Consider the following 15,536-nt stretch of genomic DNA (forward strand, 5'->3'; position numbering starts at 1 on the left):
GGACCAGCCCACGCCTGGGCCAACGCACGCCTGGGCCAGCGCGCGCCTGGGCCGCCGCACCGCCCCCACATCACGGTCACACACCCCACCCATCGTTTTCCGGATCGGCAGGCGTACATCCCACGGCACCGGGCAGACGATGTTCTGCCGGGGCACAGCCGGGAATCGGGCGACCGTTTCCTCCCCCCACAGAAGGCCGTGCCTCTGGAGCACCACGAAGGCCCCGACCCCATCCCCCCAGGTCGGGGCCTTCGAAGGACGGGGCCTCGTCAGTCCTCCACCCGCACCCCGATCTGCGCCGCGAACGCCGGTGCCAGCTGCAGCAGTTGGGCCGAGCTGATGACCGCCCCCGCCAGCCGGTCCAGGCCCCGCGCGATATCCAGCTCGGCGACCGTCCGCAGATCGACGTCCTTCATCCGGGCCCCGCTCAGATCGGCCCGTCTGATCACGCAGTCCCGGAACTCGACCCGTACCAACTCGGCTCCCCCGAAGTCCGGTTCGGACAGGACGACGCCCTCGAACACCACGTCCTTCAGCCGGGCCTTCCGGAAGTTCAGATAGTCGATCTTCCCGCCCCGGATCAGCACCCGCTCCAGCACGGCGCCATGCAGCTGCGTCCCGCCCAGCCGCGCGTCCACCACCTCCACATCGCGCAGCGACGCCCCGGCCAGATCCGTGCCCACCCCCCGGACACCGCTCAGTACGGAATCGATGAACCGCGCCCGCCCCAGCGCCGTCTCGTCCAGTCCGCAGTCCCGCAGCGCGCAGTCGATGAACCGCGAGCCGGGCCCCTCCTGCCCCGACAGGTCGAGGTCCTTGAACTCCAGCCCGTCGTAATCGCCGTCGGGGTCGAGCCCGCCGCCGTACGGACTCAGCGGCGGCAGCCGTACCTCAGCCCGCCGCGCGGCCGGGACCGCGCTCGCCCCGCCCGCGCCGCTCGCCCCGCTCTTCGTTGTCTTCCGTGCCATGCCCCCATGGTGACGTACAGCACTGACAACGCGCCGATGTCACAGTCGGCTGTCCAGTTCCCGTCATAACGGTGAGACAGCGAGCGAAGGAGAGAGACGGACCATGAATCCCAGCCATCGCATCACCGTCATCGGCGGCGGTTTCGCCGGGCTGACCGCCGCCATCAGCGCCGCCGAGTCGGGCGCCGCGGTCACCCTGTACGAGGCCCACCAGACCCTCGGCGGCCGGGGCCGCACCGCTCAGGGCCCGTACGCGGTCAACGCCGGGCCGCACGCTCTCTACAGCCACGGGCCGCACTGGGTCTGGCTGCGCCGGCGCGGTCTGCTCGGTCCGATGGCGGTCGCGCCCCTGCGCGAGAGCCACCGCTTCCGCTTCCACCGGGGCGGCGCCCTGCGCAGGACCCCGCCCTTCGGGGTGTTCACCCTCGCCCGCCGCAAGGCCGAAACCGCCCCGGTGGACACCGACTTCATGACCTGGGCCACGGAACTGGCCGGCCCCGACGCCGCGCGGGCCGCCGCGCACTTCGCCGCCGTCGCCCTCTTCCACCACAACCCCGGCGCGCTCTCCGCCGCCTTCGTCCAGGAGCGGCTGCGGCGCGCCACCGCCCTGCCGCCCGAGGCCCGCTACCCGGTCGGCGGCTGGGGCCGGTTGACCGAACGGATGGCCGCGCACGCCCGGAATCTGGGCGTACGGATCGAGACGGACGTACGGATCGACAGCCTCCCCGAGCACACCCCCGTGATCGTCGCGACCTCCCTGGAAGCGGCCCGCCGCCTCCTGAAGGACGACAGCCTGCGCTGGACCGGCGGCCGTACCGCGCTGTTCGATCTCGCGCTGCGGACGCGCAAGGACGACCCGTTCATCATCTCGGACCTCGACGCGCCCGGCTGGCTCGAACGGTTCACCGCGCAGGATCCGTCCCTCGCCCCGGCCGGTGAGCAACTGCTCCAGGGACACTTCCCGGTCGGCCCCGACGAGTCCAAGGCCGCTGGCATCGCCCGCGCCGAGAACCTGCTCGACCTGGGGTTCCCCGACTGGCGCGCGCGTACCACCTGGCGGCGCGAGTCCCTCGCGGCGGGCCGAACCGGAGCCGTCGACCTGCCGGGCACCACCTGGCGGGACCGGCCCCGTATCGACCGCGGCCAGGGCGTCTTCCTCGCGGGTGACGAGGTCGCCGCGCCGGGGGTGCTCACGGAGGTCTCGTTCAACAGCGGGATCGGCGCTGCGGCGCTGGCCGTCCAGCAACTCTCGGCCTTCAAGGAGCGGAGCTCCGACGCCGCTTGACCTCAAGCATGCTTGAGGTCGTTGGCTGTTCCCCGACCACCGGAACACCCCGCACACCGGACAGTCCCTGGGAGCCCGCCATGCACGCCATCCGTCTCCACGCCTTCGGCCCCGCCGAGAACCTCGTCCACGAGTGGACCGACGACCCCGTACCCGGCCCCGGCCAGGTCCGGATCGCCGTCGCCGCGGCCGGGGTCCATCTCCTGGACACCGCCCTGCGCGAGGGCATGCCGGGCCCGTACCCCGCCGCCGCCGAACTGCCCACCATCCCCGGCCGCGAGGTGGCCGGTACGGTCGAGTCGCTCGGCGGGGGCGTGGACGCGGGCTGGCTCGGCAAGCGCGTCGTCGCCCATCTCGGAATACCCCTTCCTTCCGGGGGACACCCCCGGACCCCCACCGGCGGTTACGCGGAGCTGGCCGTCACCGACACGGCACGGCTCCACGAGATCCCGGCCGGGCTCGACGAGGCCGAGGCCGTCGCCATGATCGGCACGGGCCGTACGACCATGGGCATCCTCCAGTTCACGGACCTCGGCCCCGCCGACATCGTCCTCGTACCGGCGGCGGCGGGCGGCATCGGCACGCTCCTCGTCCAGTACGCGAAGAACGCGGGCGCCACCGTCATTGGTCTGGCGGGCGGCGCGGCCAAGGTCACGCGGGTCGCCGGGAACGGCGCCGACCTCGCCGTCGACTACACCCTGCCCGACTGGCCCGACCAGGTCCGCGACCACCTGCGCGACCGGCTGGGAGACCGGCGCGCGACCGTCGTCTTCGACTCCGTCGGCGGGGCGACCGGGCTCGCCGCCGTCGACCTCCTCGGCAGAGGCGGCAAGCACATCGTCTTCGGCTGGTCGGGAGAGGGGCTGCACGACGGAGGGCCGCTGACCTTCACCGACGAGGAACTGGCCGAGCGCGGTATCACCTCCGAGTCCGTCCTCGGGCCGGTGATGATCGCCAAGGCGGGCGGCGACGTCCGCGCACTCGAAGAGCGCTCACTCGCCGAGGCCGCCGCGGGCCGGCTGCGCCCCGCCGTACAGCGCTTCCCACTGGCGGACGCGGCTCGGGCCCACCGAGCACTGGAGACCCGCGGAACGATGGGGAAGGTCGTCCTGGAGCCGTAACCGCCACACAAACGGGGGGGGAGGGGACCCCGTACCGGCGCCGGGACGGGGGTCCAGCGCCGGTACGGCACCCCCTCGCGCCCCGCCGCACAGCCGACCCCACATCCGCCGGCCGCATCCGCCGGCCGCCCCCGCACGGACGGCCATCGACGACTACCGGGGCGTTGCCCCCAGCTCGCCGAGCGCCCCGTCCGTCAGCCGGAACACCGTCCACTCGTCCTGCGGCAGCGCGCCCAGCGACCGGTAGAACCCGATCGACGGCTCGTTCCAGTCCAGGACCGACCACTCCAGCCGCTCATAGCCGCGCTCCACACAGATCCGCGCCAGCTCGGTCAGCAGCGCCTTGCCGTGCCCGCCGCCGCGCCGGTCGGGACGTACGTACAGATCCTCCAGATAGATGCCGTGGACACCGCGCCACGTGGAGAAATTGAGGAACCAGAGCGCGAACCCGGCCGGCTCCCCGTCCTCCGTCTCGGCGATATGCGCGTACGCGGCGGGCCGCTCCCCGAACAGCGCCTCGCGCAGCTGCTCCTCGGTCGCGCGCGCCTCGTCCAGGGCCTTCTCATACTCCGCCAGCTCACGGATCATCGCGTGGATCACCGGAACGTCGGCGGATGTGGCAGTACGAATCATGGCCATAGACTCCCCTGCCGCCCGCCTACCGCGCCAGCAGCGACCGAGCGATGGACACCTGGTCCGGTTGCAGCGTGCGCTCCCCGTCCGCGATGTGCCACAAGCTGTTCTGGAGCGCCCGCCCCAGCGTCCATGCCCGTGCCCGCTCCCGGTCAAGACCCAGCACATCCGTCATCAGGTCGAAGCGCCACAGCGTCTCCGCCGCGTCGAACCGGTTGTCGAGCGCCGGCATCAGCTCGAACCCCGGGTCGCCCGCCAGCGGCTTCGGGTCGATCGCCAGCCACGGTCCCCGGGGGTCGGCGGGGTGGGACGCGAGCACATTCTCGTAGTGCAGGTCCCAGTGCAGCAACCGGTCCCCGGGCTCGTCCGCCACCTCGCGCACCGCCGCCGCGCAGTCCCGCAGCAGCCTCCGCTCGCTCTCGTCCGGCAGCGACCGCGACGCCACCGATACGTCGTCGAGCATGCGCGCGGCGATCTCCCCCAGGCCGCGCATCCCGGCCGGGGCCGGCACCGACGTCAGCCGTGCCAGCAGCTCCGCGATGATCCGGACGGCCTCGCGCGAGTCCACCCCGTTCAGGTCCCGGGTGTCGAGCCGCTCCAGCAGCAGCGTGCCCGTCTCGTCGTCGTACCCCAGCAGCCGTACCGCGCCGTCGCCGCCCCACACCCGCAGCGCCACCGGCTCCCCGGCCGACTCCTCGTCCAGATGCTGGAGCTTCAGCACGGCGGGCGTACCGTCCGCTCGCTCCACCGGCAGCACCAGCGCGCACATGCCGTACATCGAAGGGCCGGTGCGGCGCAGCTCCCACCGCTCCAGGAAGTCCGCCGCCCGGCCCGGCAGCGCCGCGATGAAGGCGCGGCCCGTCTCGCCCAGGAACTTCGACTGTGTTTCCGCCAACTCCACCGGAATGTCAATCACCTCACCGATCCTACGGGCGTGGGTGAATCGGCCCATGCGCCGTTTCCTCCCCCAGACCCGCCGCGCGGTCCGTGCCGTGACCGTCTGGATCACGAGCGCCCCCGGCACCTATCTCTGGCTGGCGGCCCTCTTCGTCACCACCGTCGCCCTGCACCGCATGTCACCGGAGTTCGAAGAGGACTTCCTGCGCCGGCGCTCCACCAACATCCATGAGCTGTCCACCGACCCGGTCCGGGTGCTCATCGTCAGCGCCTTCTGGATCGACGGCGGCGTATGGGCCCCGTACGCCGTGCTCTACACGGTCTTCCACGCCCCGGCGGAACACTGGCTCGGCACAGCGCGCTGGCTGGCCGTCGCCGCCCTCGCGCATCTCGGCGCCACGCTGATCGGCGAAGGCTTCCTGGACTGGGCCATCCGCCACGGCCACGCCCCGCAGTCCGCCGTCAACACGCTCGACGTCGGGGTCAGCTACGCGCTCGCCGGCGTCGTCGCCGTCCTGACGTACCGCGTCCCGAAGCCCTGGCATCTGCCCTACCTCGGCGCCGTCCTCATCTTCTTCGGCACCCCCCTGATCGCCGAGCGCAGCTTCACCGACATCGGCCACTTCGCCGCCGTCCTGATCGGTCTCGCCTGCTACCCGCTCACCCGGGGCCGCGGACGCCCCCGGAACCTGGACAGAGGTACGGACAGCGGTGTACGAACACCCTCATGACCAGCGCGAACAACGACGGCAGCGACAGACGCGGCGGCGACGCCACGAGCAACGGCGGCACGGGCAACGGCGCCACGAGCAACGGCGGCATCTCCTTCTGGTACGCGAAGGACGGCACCCCCGCCCCCCGGGAGCCGCTCCCCGGAGACGCGACCGCCGACGTCTGCATCGTCGGCGGCGGCTATACCGGCCTGTGGACGGCGTACTACCTCAAGAAGGCCGTCCCGTTCCTCAACATCACCGTCCTGGAAGGCAAGTTCTGCGGCTACGGAGCCTCCGGGCGCAACGGCGGCTGGCTCTACAACGGCGTCGCGGGCCGCGACCGCTACGCCCGGCTGCACGGCCATGAGTCCGCCGTACGCCTCCAGCAGGCCATGAACGACACCGTCGCCGAGGTCATACGCGTGGCCGACGAGGAAAAGATCGACGCCGACATCCACCGGGGCGGCGTTCTGGAAGTCGCCCGTACGCCTGCCCAGCTCGCCCGCCTCAAGGCGTTCCACGCCGTCGAGATCGCCTTCGGCGAGACCGACCGCACCCTCCACGGCGCCCGCGAGACCGCCGAGCGCGTCCGGGTCACCGGAGCCGTCGGCTCCAGCTGGACCCCGCACGGCGCCCGGCTGCACCCCGCCAAACTGGTCAAGGGCCTCGCCGCGGCCGTCGAGGCGCTCGGCGTCACGATCCACGAGTCGACACCGGTCACCGAGATCAAGCCGAAGCACGCCATCACCCCGTACGGCACCGTCCGCGCGCCCTACATCCTGCGCTGCACCGAAGGCTTCACCGCGACCCTCAAGGGCGCCCGCCGCGCCTGGCTCCCGATGAACTCCTCGATGATCGCCACCGAACCGCTCCCCGCCGAGATCTGGGACACCATCGGCTGGGACGGCCGCGAAACCCTCGGCGACATGGCCCATACCTATATGTACGCGCAGCGCACCGCCGACGACCGCATCGCCCTCGGCGGCCGCGGCCACCCGTACCGCTACGGCTCGAAGGCGGCCCGCCTCGGCCACGCCTCCAGCACCGAGCCCGCCACCATCAGGGCCCTCCGCGACATCCTGGTCGACTTCTTCCCCACCACCGCGGGCGTCCGCGTCGACCACGCCTGGTCCGGCGTCCTCGGCGTCCCCCGCGACTGGTGCGCCACGGTCACCCTCGACCGCACCACCGGCCTGGGCTGGGCGGGCGGCTACGTGGGCTCGGGCGTAGCCACCACCAACCTCGCGGCCCGCACCCTCCGCGACCTGATCCAACAGGACTCGGGCCAGTCGGGTCCCACGGACCTGACCACCCTCCCCTGGGTCAACCACAAGGTCCGCAATTGGGAACCGGAGCCCTTCCGCTGGCTGGGCGTGCACGGCATGTACGCGGCCTACCGCACGGCGGACCGCAAGGAGACCACGTCCCCCACCCCAGGGACCCACCCCCTGGCCCGCGCGGCGAACCGCGTCTCGGGCCGCCACTGACCGAAAGCAAAAGGCCCAGGTCAGAGGGTGTCTGTCCCGGGCCTTGAATGAGCCCCCTGTCGGATTCGAACCGACGACCTACGCATTACAAGTGCGTTGCTCTGGCCAACTGAGCTAAGGAGGCAATGTGCGGCAATGTGCGCACGTCAAAACAGCGCGCGAAAGCCCTCACACTCTACACAGCGCTCCTCCGCCCCAGCCACAGAGTTGGTGCGTCCCCGCGACCTGAAGAACCGTGCCGAGGAGCCGGGTACGCGGCAGCGCGTGGCCGCCGAGGTCAAAAATCCGGAGCTGTGCCCCGCCGGGCCACGAGTCGGCGACATTCATTCGCGCAGGACTACTGACAGATCAGCAATGGACAGGTACCGTCACCTCAAGTTCACCCAGGTGGACTAGACCCATCCTCCGCCCCCGGTGGAGGACCCACTCCTTTACTCGGATCGTCCGGCACGTTCCTGCCGGTGAGGGGACACATCGCCATGGCAACTGTCTCGTTCGACAAGGCAACCCGCGTATACCCGGGTTCCACCAAGCCCGCTGTCGATCAGCTGGAGATCGAGATCGAGGATGGCGAGTTCCTCGTCCTCGTCGGTCCCTCCGGCTGCGGCAAGTCGACCTCCCTGCGCATGCTCGCGGGTCTTGAGGACGTCAACGGCGGCTCCATCCGTATCGGTGACCGCGATGTCACGCATCTGCCGCCGAAGGACCGGGACATCGCCATGGTGTTCCAGAACTACGCGCTGTACCCGCACATGTCCGTCGCCGACAACATGGGCTTCGCGCTCAAGATCGCCGGTGTGAACAAGGCGGAGATCCGCAAGAAGGTCGAGGAGGCCGCGAAGATCCTCGACCTCAGCGAGTACCTCGACCGCAAGCCGAAGGCGCTCTCCGGTGGTCAGCGGCAGCGTGTCGCGATGGGGCGCGCCATTGTGCGTGAGCCGCAGGTGTTCCTCATGGACGAGCCGCTGTCGAACCTCGACGCCAAGCTCCGTGTCTCCACCCGTACGCAGATCGCGTCGCTCCAGCGCCGCCTCGGCATCACGACGGTGTACGTGACCCACGACCAGGTCGAGGCCATGACCATGGGCGACCGGGTGGCGGTCCTCAAGGACGGTCTGCTCCAGCAGGTCGACTCGCCGCGCAACATGTACGACCGCCCCAACAACCTCTTCGTCGCCGGCTTCATCGGCTCCCCGGCCATGAACCTGGTCGAGGTGCCAATCACCGACGGTGGTGTGAAGTTCGGAAACAGCGTCGTACCGGTCTCCCGCGAGGCGCTCGCCGCCGCCGCGGACAAGGGTGACAAGACCGTCACGGTCGGCGTGCGTCCCGAGCACTTCGACCTCGCGGAGGACAGCGTCGCCGGTGCCACGCTCTCCAAGGACGCTCCGGCCGGTCTGGCCGTGACCGTCAACGTCGTCGAGGAGCTGGGCGCCGACGGTTACGTCTACGGCACCGCCGACCTCGGCAGCGAGAAGAAGGACCTCGTGGTCCGCGTCAACGGCCGCGCCGTACCGGACAAGGGCGCCAAGCTGCACGTCGTCCCGCGCGCCGGTGAGACGCACGTCTTCTCGACCTCGACCGGCGAGCGCCTGACCGACTGACCCGACCGACCAGGACGGCGTGTTTACGGGCGCGTACGACTGACGCGCCCGCAGACACTCCGGTCCGAATTCGTCCGCACGGCCCCGCACTCCGGTGCGGGGCCGTCCGCGTGTGTCGACAAATACCCCGGCAGACAGGCCATTTCGGACAGGGAGTGTCAACGCCCGATTCGAAAAGCCCTATCGAACCATCCCTCACACGAGTGACGCAATGTCGCCAAATCATTACTGACCGCTACGCTCGCCTGCGTGACCCACACAGCCCGCCGTATCGGCCGAACTCTCGCTCTCGTACTGCCCGTCGTCCTGGTGCTCTCCGGGACCCTCGCGGTCGCCCGTGTTCCGTGGGCGGCCAGCAACACCGAGTCGCAGGTCCTGACCGCCTCTTCGGACACCGCCTCGGTCCGGGCCAAGTCCCGTACACCCCAGGACATTCTGCGCGACCAGCTCCTCGTGGAGCTCCAGGAGAAGGATCCGGGCATCGCCCTGACGCACCTTCAGCGGCAGGTCGAGGAGCGCCCCTCGCTCGCCAGGCACTGCATGTCGATCGCGCGGGCCCTCGGCCGCGCCGCCGTGGCCTCGTACGGCCCCACGCGCGCGCAGTCCTTCTCGCGTCCCGTGTGCGACACATCGTTCGCGTACGGCGTCTCCCAGCAGACCGCGGGGAGCTGACCGACGGCTCCCTGCCCGGCCCGCCTATCGTTCACGGCATGCATACGTATCCGACGCAGGCCGTGGTTCTCGCGGGCGGCCAGGGGTCGCGGCTGCGCCCGTACACCGATGACCGGCCCAAGCCGATGGTCGAGATCCCCGGAACAGGGACCCCGATCATCGGCCATCAGCTTTCCTGGCTCGCCGCCGAGGGCGTGACCGACGTCGTCATCTCGTGCGGCCATCTCGCCGAAGTCCTCCAGGAATGGCTGGACTCGGCGGATCTTCCCCTGCGTGTCACCACCGTGGTGGAGCCCGAGCCCCTGGGGCGCGGCGGCGGCCTCAAGTACGCCGCCGCGCGCCTGCCCGCCCCCGATCAGCCGTGGTACGCCACCAATGGCGACATCTGGACGCGTTTCTCGCTGCGCGAGATGGCCGCGTTCCACTCCGAGCGTGACGCGACGGCGACGCTCGCCCTCGCCCGGCCGCGAATCCCGTGGGGGGCCGTCGAGACGGACGAGTTCGGCCATGTCCTCGACTTCATCGAGTCGCCCCCGTCGCCGTATCTGATCAACGCGGGGGTGTACGTGTTCTCCACGGGCTTCGTCGAGTTGCTGCCCGACCGCGGCGACCACGAGCGGACCACCTTCCCGCGGCTGGCGCGGCAGCGTCGGCTGGCGGGCTATCCGCTGCCGAACGGGGCGTACTGGCGGGCCATCGACACCGCGAAGGACCTCACGGAGGCGGCCAAGGAGCTCGCTTCCGGCGGCCCCGGCCCCGGTGGCCCCGGGCGTCCTGAGAGCCCTGGGAGCCTTGGGATCCCCGCAGGACGCTGACGGCTCCTGAGAGCACGTCACAAGCATGTCTGAGGGGCGGCCACCCAACCCGGGGTGGCCGCCCCTCAGTCCTGTCGGTCCTGATCTCGGTCGTCTCCGCACGGCGTCAGCCGAGCAGGCCGCCGATCGGGTTGCGGTTGTCGCCGCCCGAGGACGAGCCTCCGGTGCCGGATCCCCCGTCGCCGCTGCTGCCGCTGCCGCTTCCTCCGCCGCTTCCTCCGCCGCTCCCGTCGCCCGTACCGCCCGTGGAGGACGGTCCCTGGCTGCTGGAGGGCGGCGGGGCCTGCTCCGCCGTCCGCGGGGCCTGCTGGACCGTTCCCTGGGTCTGGCTGGGCTGTTGCGTGCGTCCCGTACCCGTCGTGGCGCCGCCGCTCTCGCGGACCTGCCCGTCACTGCCGGGCGCGGTCTGCGGGGCGCTGGGGCTGCCCGAGCGGGTCGCCGACGGTTCGGACGACGTGCCGCCCTTGGCGCCCCCGCTGTCGGGCGTGCCGGACGCGCTGCTCGTCCCTCCGCCGCGCTTCTGCGGCAGCGGGACGCCCGGCAGCTGGTTGACCGGGTCCACGTTGGGTCCCGGCACGGTCACCATCTCGGAGGACCGTACGGCTCCGCCCAGGACCGAGCCGATCAGCAGCGTGAGACCGATGACGACGGTCGCCACGACCGCGCCCCGGCGCAGCACCCGGCGCCGCAGATCCCAGATCTCCGAGCGGGGTCCGAGCCTGCGCCATGCCTCGCCCGCGAGCCGGCCGTCCACGGAGTAGACCGGGGCGCCCGCGATGATCAGCGGGGACCAGGCGGCGAGATAGATGATGTCGGGCGCGTCGTACGCCGGGACGGTCCGCCAGCTGACGGTGAGCAGCAGCGCCGCCGAGAGCAGCGCCCCCACGCCGGCGGCGACCCGCTGCCAGAGGCCGAGGACCGTCAGTACGCCGACCACGATCTGGAGGAAGGCGACGCTGAGACCCGCGCCGACGGGGTGGGAGAGCGCGAAGTCCCGCAGCGGCTCCGCGAGGGCCCAGGGGTGCAGGGAGTTGAGCCACTTCACCATCGAGCCGCGCTCGCCGCCGTCGAAGTAGACGGGGTCGCAGAGCTTGCCCATGCCGGCGTAGATCGAGATGAAGCCGAGGAAGACGCGGAGCGGGAGCAGCACCACGCCGAGGTTCATCCGGCGGCCGGGGTAGTACGCGTGCCGTACGCCCGCGTCGCCGGCGCGCGCGCCCTCCGCGCCGTCCCGCCGGAAGCGGTCCTGGTCGTCGGGGTCGGGGCCGAGCTCGTACGGCTCCTCGGGCGCGTCGTATCCGGCGTCGTAGCCGGAGTCATAGCGGGTGTCGTAGCGCGATCCGTAGCGGGAATCGGGGTGGTGGGCCGTGTCCGTGTCGTACGCGCCGACCGCCTGCCGCATGGGCGGCAGCAGCGGGGTGGCGACGGTACGGGGGCCGGCCGGAGCCGGTACGCCAACGCGCGAGCCGCCGACGACGGGCGTCGGGACCGTCGTCTCGCCGTCGACACCGATCCGTGGGATGACCTGGGTGGCGCCGCTGTCGTACCCCCTTCCGGGGACTTCTGGCAGACCGGGCGTGTCGCGGTACGCACCGCGGGCCGGCATGGCGGAGGAGTTCCGTACGGCCTGGAGAAGTCCACTGGCTCCGGGGTCCCCCGGCTCGGACTTTCCGCTCCAGACGACGGGCGCCCTGCGGCGCGCTCCTCCCCCACCGCCCCCGCCGCCCCCGCCGCTCATGGCGGGGATACGCGCGGTGTCCGCGGCCGCGGCGCGCGCGGCGCCGGGGGGCTGGGGCGATGCGAGCTTCACCCGGAAGCTGGCGTGGTTCACGATGACCTGCGCGGGGTCGCAGTCCACTTTGAGCATGCTCAGCGAGGGCTGATCGTCGAACCCGGGCCGGGGCGTTCTGGTGTCCACACTCATCTAACCGAGTGACTTGTGTTTAGGACACTGCCTTGACGCGCGGGAAATGTCCGAGACCCGTCAAGATCACCACGGATGCCCGTTCAGGGGCCCGGGGCCGGCCCTCAGGACCTGCGGCGCGACGCCTCGTACAGCACCACTCCGGCGGCGACCCCGGCGTTCAGCGACTCGGCGCCGCCCGGCATCGGAATCCTGACCCGGAAGTCGCAGGTCTCGCCGACCAGCCGGGACAGCCCCTTGCCCTCGCTGCCGACGACGATCACGACGGGGCCGCCGAGGGCTTCGAGGTCACCGACCTCCGCCTCGCCGTCCGCCGCGAGGCCGACGACGGTCAGGCCCGCCTTCTGGTAGGCCTCCAGCGTGCGGGTGAGGTTGGTGCAGCGGGCGACCGGTGTACGGGCCGCCGTACCGGCCGACGACTTCCAGGCACCGGCCGTCATCCCGGCGGCGCGCCGCTCCGGTACGACGACACCGTGTCCGCCGAAGGCGGAGACGGAGCGGACGACCGCGCCGAGGTTGCGCGGGTCGGTGACCCCGTCGAGCGCGACGATCAGCGGGTCCTCGCCGTCGTCGAAGGCCGCCGCGGCGAGGTCGTCGGGGTGGGCGTACTCGTACGGCGGGACCTGGAGGACGAGGCCCTGGTGGTTCAGGCCGTTCGTCATCCGGTCCAGTTCGGGCTTGGGGGCCTCCATCAGATGGATGCCGCCGCGGTCGGCCGCGAGCTGGAGCGCCTCGCGGACCCGCTCGTCGTTGTCGATGAACTGCTGTACGTAGAGCATCGAGGCGGGCACGCCGTCGCGCAGCGCCTCGTAGACGGGGTTGCGGCCGACGACCATCTCGCTGGTGCCCTTGCCGCCACGGCGCGCCACCTGGCGGCGGGCGGACTGCTTGGCCTTGGCGTTGGCGACGCGGTTCTGGACATGGCCCTTGCGCGCGGACGCGGGCGGTGTCGGGCCCTTGCCCTCGAGCCCGCGGCGTCGCTTGCCACCGCTGCCGACCTGCGCGCCCTTCTTGTTGGACGTGCGGCGGTTCCTGCGCTGGCTGTTCCCGGCCATGACCTACCTGTTTCGTTGCTTCAGAGGTGCTTCAGACGTACTTCGGGCGTGCTTCGGACGTGCGTGCGCGACGTCGGATTTTACGCGTCAGCGTACGCAAGTGTGCCGCCCGGCGGACCGGGCGGCACATATGTCCAGGTCAGCGCGGTCCGAGCGTCCAGCGCGGGCCGGACGGACCGTCCTCGATGACGAGTCCGGTCTGCTGGAGCTGGTCCCGGATGGCGTCGGCGGAGGCCCAGTCCTTGCGGCCGCGCGCCGCCTCGCGCTGTTCCAGTACGAGCCGTACGAGCGTGTCCACGACTCCATGCAGATCTTCGCCGCGGTCCGTCTCGCCGGCCCAGTGCGGGTCGAGCGGGTCCAGACCGAGGACGCCGAGCATGGCCCGTACCTCGGCGAGCCGGGCGACGGCCGCTTCCTTGTCGTCTGCGGCGAGCGCGGAGTTGCCCTGACGGACGGTGGTGTGGACGACCGCCAGCGCCTGCGGGACGCCCAGGTCGTCGTCCATGGCCTCGGCGAAGGCGGGCGGCACCTCGGCGGCCGGCTCCACCACTCCCCCGGCCTTCTCCACCACCCGCTGGACGAAGCCCTCGATCCGCGCGAAGGCGGACTCCGCCTCGCGCAGGGCCTCCTCGCTGTACTCGATCATCGAGCGGTAGTGCGGGGTGCCGAGGTAGTAGCGCAGTACGATCGGACGCCAGTGCTTGACCATCTCGGAGACCAGCACCGAGTTGCCGAGCGACTTGGACATCTTCTCGCCGCTCATGGTGACCCAGGCATTGTGCACCCAGTACCTGGCGAACTCGTCCCCGTACGCCTTGGCCTGCGCGATCTCGTTCTCGTGGTGCGGGAAGATCAGATCGATGCCGCCGCCGTGGATGTCGAAGACGGTGCCCAGGTACTTGTGGGCCATCGCCGAGCACTCCAGGTGCCAGCCGGGCCGGCCGCGCCCCCAGGGGGTCTCCCAGGAGGGCTCGCCGGGCTTGGCGGCCTTCCACATGGCGAAATCCCGCTGGTCGCGCTTGCCGGTCTCGCCCTCTCCGGAGGGCTGGCGCAGATCGTCCAGGTCCTGGTTGGACAGCTCCAGATAGCCGGGGAAGGAGCGGACGTCGAAGTAGACGTTGCCCTCGGCCTCGTACGCGTGACCGCGCTCGATCAGGCCGCGCATCATCTCGATCATCTCGGTGATGTGGCCGGTGGCGCGGGGTTCGTAGCTGGGGGGCAGGCAGCCGAGGACGTCATAGCCCGCGTTGAAGGCGCGCTCGTTCTCGTAGCCGATCGCCCACCACGGCCGGCCCTGGGCGGCCGACTTGGCGATGATCTTGTCGTCGATGTCCGTGACGTTGCGGATGAACGTCACGTCGTAGCCGCGGTACTCGAACCAGCGGCGCATGATGTCGAAGTTCAGTCCGGACCGGATGTGCCCGATGTGCGGGGCGGCCTGCACGGTGGCGCCACACAGGTAGATCGAGACACAGCCCGGCGTGAGCGGGGTGAAGTCACGGATCTGCCGGGCGCCGGTGTCGTACAGCCGAATAGTCACGCGACAAGGGTAGTGCGCCTGGGGCAGTGCCCCGCGACCGTTTGGGCCACGGGACACCGAAGCGTGACAATTATGGCCTCGACCGGCCCAGACGCGGACGGCCCAGCGGCGGACGGCTCGGCCTCAGCCGGATCGGCCGCAGCCGGCGAGCTCAGATGCGGCCGACGACCTTGCGCGGGGTGATACGGACGACCACGCGCTCGGCGTCGTCCGCGGAGGCCGGGTTGAACTCGGCGTACGGCTTTCCGGTGTACTTGAGCGACAGTTCGTTGATCAGCTCCTGGCCGCCCTCGGTGGTGAGGTCCGCGGTGCCGCGGATCTCCGCGTACGTGTACGGGGCGTCGGTGGGCTGCGCGACGACCGTCACCCGGGGGTCGCGGCGCAGGTTCAGCTCCTTGCGGCGGCCGACCGTCGTCGAGATGAGCACATCGTTCCCGTCGCGCTTCACCCAGACCGGCGACACCTGCGGGCTGCCGTCGGTCTGGATGGTGGCGATGCTGACGAAGATCGGCTCGTCGAGGAGGTGCTTGAGGTCTTCGGAGAGTTCGGCTGACATGACTGCCTTCCTGATGCCTGAATCCTGCTGCCTGGCACACGGGATGGACCGGAGGCGCGGACGCCGGTTCGCGTGCCCGTCGATGCTCCCTCAACCCACGCCCGCCGACCGGCATTTCAGGCCGGTCGGTCCGCGGGCGTCTGTCACCGACCGGGCGCTCGCCGACCGGTCAGTCGCGGACCGGTCAGTCGCGGACCGGTCAGTCGCGGACCGGTCAGTCGCGGACCGGTCAGTCGTTCCGTACCACCAGCGCCGGTCAGTCGTCC

The 15,536-nt window shown here is 71.2% G+C and carries 14 protein-coding genes and 1 tRNA gene; 7 read left to right on the forward strand and 8 right to left on the reverse strand.

The annotated features are described in order from the left end of the window. Positions 1-269: 269 nt before the first annotated feature. Positions 270-968, reverse strand: coding sequence for a pentapeptide repeat-containing protein (locus ACIRQP_RS26525; RefSeq protein ID WP_403893647.1), 699 nt, complete (start codon positions 966-968; stop codon positions 270-272). Between the two features lie 103 nt (positions 969-1,071). Here ACIRQP_RS26525 and ACIRQP_RS26530 point away from each other — a divergent pair, with 103 nt between their 5' ends. Together ACIRQP_RS26530 and ACIRQP_RS26535 are read left to right on the forward strand one after the other, a co-directional pair. Then, on the forward strand, positions 1,072-2,253 hold the full coding sequence (locus ACIRQP_RS26530) for an FAD-dependent oxidoreductase (protein ID WP_403893648.1): 1,182 nt from the start codon (positions 1,072-1,074) through the stop codon (positions 2,251-2,253). A gap of 80 nt (positions 2,254-2,333) precedes the next feature. After that, complete coding sequence (locus ACIRQP_RS26535) at positions 2,334-3,374, forward strand: zinc-binding dehydrogenase (protein ID WP_403893649.1); 1,041 nt, start codon at positions 2,334-2,336, stop codon at positions 3,372-3,374. A gap of 153 nt (positions 3,375-3,527) precedes the next feature. On the opposite strand, the gene ACIRQP_RS26540 is transcribed toward ACIRQP_RS26535, so the two are convergent. Both ACIRQP_RS26540 and ACIRQP_RS26545 read right to left on the reverse strand, forming a co-directional pair. Next, positions 3,528-4,007 carry a GNAT family N-acetyltransferase gene (locus ACIRQP_RS26540; protein WP_403893650.1) on the reverse strand — a complete coding sequence of 160 codons (480 nt, stop codon included), beginning with the start codon at positions 4,005-4,007 and terminating at the stop codon, positions 3,528-3,530. 25 nt (positions 4,008-4,032) lie between these two features. Further along, positions 4,033-4,959 (reverse strand): aminoglycoside phosphotransferase family protein, encoded by a 927-nt coding sequence (locus ACIRQP_RS26545; RefSeq protein WP_403893651.1) that lies wholly within the window; start codon positions 4,957-4,959, stop codon positions 4,033-4,035. On the opposite strand from ACIRQP_RS26545, the gene ACIRQP_RS26550 reads away from it, so the two are divergent. Next, the gene (locus tag ACIRQP_RS26550; protein ID WP_403893652.1) at positions 4,958-5,635 is read left to right on the forward strand and encodes a rhomboid-like protein; all 678 of its coding nucleotides are present in this window, start codon (positions 4,958-4,960) and stop codon (positions 5,633-5,635) included. The two genes, ACIRQP_RS26545 and ACIRQP_RS26550, sit on opposite strands and share 2 nt — an antisense overlap. Beyond that, entirely contained in the window at positions 5,632-7,104 is a 1,473-nt protein-coding gene (locus ACIRQP_RS26555) for an NAD(P)/FAD-dependent oxidoreductase (RefSeq protein ID WP_403893653.1), read from the forward strand. Before ACIRQP_RS26550 ends, ACIRQP_RS26555 begins: the two co-directional genes overlap by 4 nt. A 50-nt stretch (positions 7,105-7,154) precedes the next feature. Here the strand turns inward: ACIRQP_RS26555 and ACIRQP_RS26560 are convergent. Further along, a tRNA-Thr gene (locus ACIRQP_RS26560) sits at positions 7,155-7,228 on the reverse strand. Between the two features lie 355 nt (positions 7,229-7,583). Between ACIRQP_RS26560 and ACIRQP_RS26565 the strand changes: the two genes are divergently transcribed. The 3 genes from ACIRQP_RS26565 (at position 7,584) to ACIRQP_RS26575 (ending at position 10,195) form a co-directional block, all read left to right on the forward strand. After that, entirely contained in the window at positions 7,584-8,708 is a 1,125-nt protein-coding gene (locus ACIRQP_RS26565; protein ID WP_403893654.1) for an ABC transporter ATP-binding protein, read from the forward strand. Positions 8,709-8,957: 249 nt separating this feature from the next. Then, complete coding sequence (locus ACIRQP_RS26570; protein ID WP_403893655.1) at positions 8,958-9,380, forward strand: hypothetical protein; 423 nt, start codon at positions 8,958-8,960, stop codon at positions 9,378-9,380. Between the two features lie 38 nt (positions 9,381-9,418). Further along, positions 9,419-10,195, forward strand: a complete 777-nt coding sequence (locus ACIRQP_RS26575; protein WP_403893656.1) for an NDP-sugar synthase — start codon at positions 9,419-9,421, stop codon at positions 10,193-10,195. A 106-nt stretch (positions 10,196-10,301) separates the two neighbouring features. Here the strand turns inward: ACIRQP_RS26575 and ACIRQP_RS26580 are convergent, their stop codons facing one another. The 4 genes from ACIRQP_RS26580 to ACIRQP_RS26595 all read right to left on the reverse strand — a co-directional run bounded on the left by ACIRQP_RS26580 (position 10,302) and on the right by ACIRQP_RS26595 (position 15,270). Next, on the reverse strand, positions 10,302-12,119 hold the full coding sequence (locus ACIRQP_RS26580; protein ID WP_403893657.1) for a DoxX family protein: 1,818 nt from the start codon (positions 12,117-12,119) through the stop codon (positions 10,302-10,304). A 104-nt stretch (positions 12,120-12,223) separates the two neighbouring features. Then, positions 12,224-13,174 carry a 23S rRNA (guanosine(2251)-2'-O)-methyltransferase RlmB gene (rlmB, locus tag ACIRQP_RS26585; protein WP_403893658.1) on the reverse strand — a complete coding sequence of 317 codons (951 nt, stop codon included), beginning with the start codon at positions 13,172-13,174 and terminating at the stop codon, positions 12,224-12,226. 139 nt (positions 13,175-13,313) lie between these two features. Then, positions 13,314-14,714 carry a cysteine--tRNA ligase gene (cysS, locus tag ACIRQP_RS26590; RefSeq protein WP_403893659.1) on the reverse strand — a complete coding sequence of 467 codons (1,401 nt, stop codon included), beginning with the start codon at positions 14,712-14,714 and terminating at the stop codon, positions 13,314-13,316. A 151-nt stretch (positions 14,715-14,865) separates the two neighbouring features. Continuing rightward, on the reverse strand, positions 14,866-15,270 hold the full coding sequence (locus tag ACIRQP_RS26595; protein WP_403893660.1) for a PPOX class F420-dependent oxidoreductase: 405 nt from the start codon (positions 15,268-15,270) through the stop codon (positions 14,866-14,868). Between the last annotated feature and the right edge of the window lie 266 nt (positions 15,271-15,536).

The sequence above is a fragment of the Streptomyces sp. NPDC102274 genome, assembly GCF_044766385.1.
In the GTDB taxonomy this organism is placed as follows: Bacteria; Actinomycetota; Actinomycetes; order Streptomycetales; family Streptomycetaceae; genus Streptomyces.

Bases quoted from the DNA above. Each gene is read 5' to 3' on its own strand.
- ACIRQP_RS26595 (WP_403893660.1), bottom strand. From the start codon at position 15,270: ATGTCAGCCGAACTCTCCGAAGACCTCAAGCACCTCCTCGACGAGCCG.
- ACIRQP_RS26525 (WP_403893647.1), bottom strand. From the start codon at position 968: ATGGCACGGAAGACAACGAAGAGCGGGGCGAGCGGCGCGGGCGGGGCG.
- ACIRQP_RS26555 (WP_403893653.1), top strand. From the start codon at position 5,632: ATGACCAGCGCGAACAACGACGGCAGCGACAGACGCGGCGGCGACGCC.
- ACIRQP_RS26550 (WP_403893652.1), top strand. From the start codon at position 4,958: ATGCGCCGTTTCCTCCCCCAGACCCGCCGCGCGGTCCGTGCCGTGACC.
- ACIRQP_RS26530 (WP_403893648.1), top strand. From the start codon at position 1,072: ATGAATCCCAGCCATCGCATCACCGTCATCGGCGGCGGTTTCGCCGGG.
- rlmB (WP_403893658.1), bottom strand. From the start codon at position 13,174: ATGGCCGGGAACAGCCAGCGCAGGAACCGCCGCACGTCCAACAAGAAG.
- ACIRQP_RS26580 (WP_403893657.1), bottom strand. From the start codon at position 12,119: ATGAGTGTGGACACCAGAACGCCCCGGCCCGGGTTCGACGATCAGCCC.
- ACIRQP_RS26535 (WP_403893649.1), top strand. From the start codon at position 2,334: ATGCACGCCATCCGTCTCCACGCCTTCGGCCCCGCCGAGAACCTCGTC.
- ACIRQP_RS26565 (WP_403893654.1), top strand. From the start codon at position 7,584: ATGGCAACTGTCTCGTTCGACAAGGCAACCCGCGTATACCCGGGTTCC.
- ACIRQP_RS26540 (WP_403893650.1), bottom strand. From the start codon at position 4,007: ATGATTCGTACTGCCACATCCGCCGACGTTCCGGTGATCCACGCGATG.
- ACIRQP_RS26545 (WP_403893651.1), bottom strand. From the start codon at position 4,959: ATGGGCCGATTCACCCACGCCCGTAGGATCGGTGAGGTGATTGACATT.
- ACIRQP_RS26575 (WP_403893656.1), top strand. From the start codon at position 9,419: ATGCATACGTATCCGACGCAGGCCGTGGTTCTCGCGGGCGGCCAGGGG.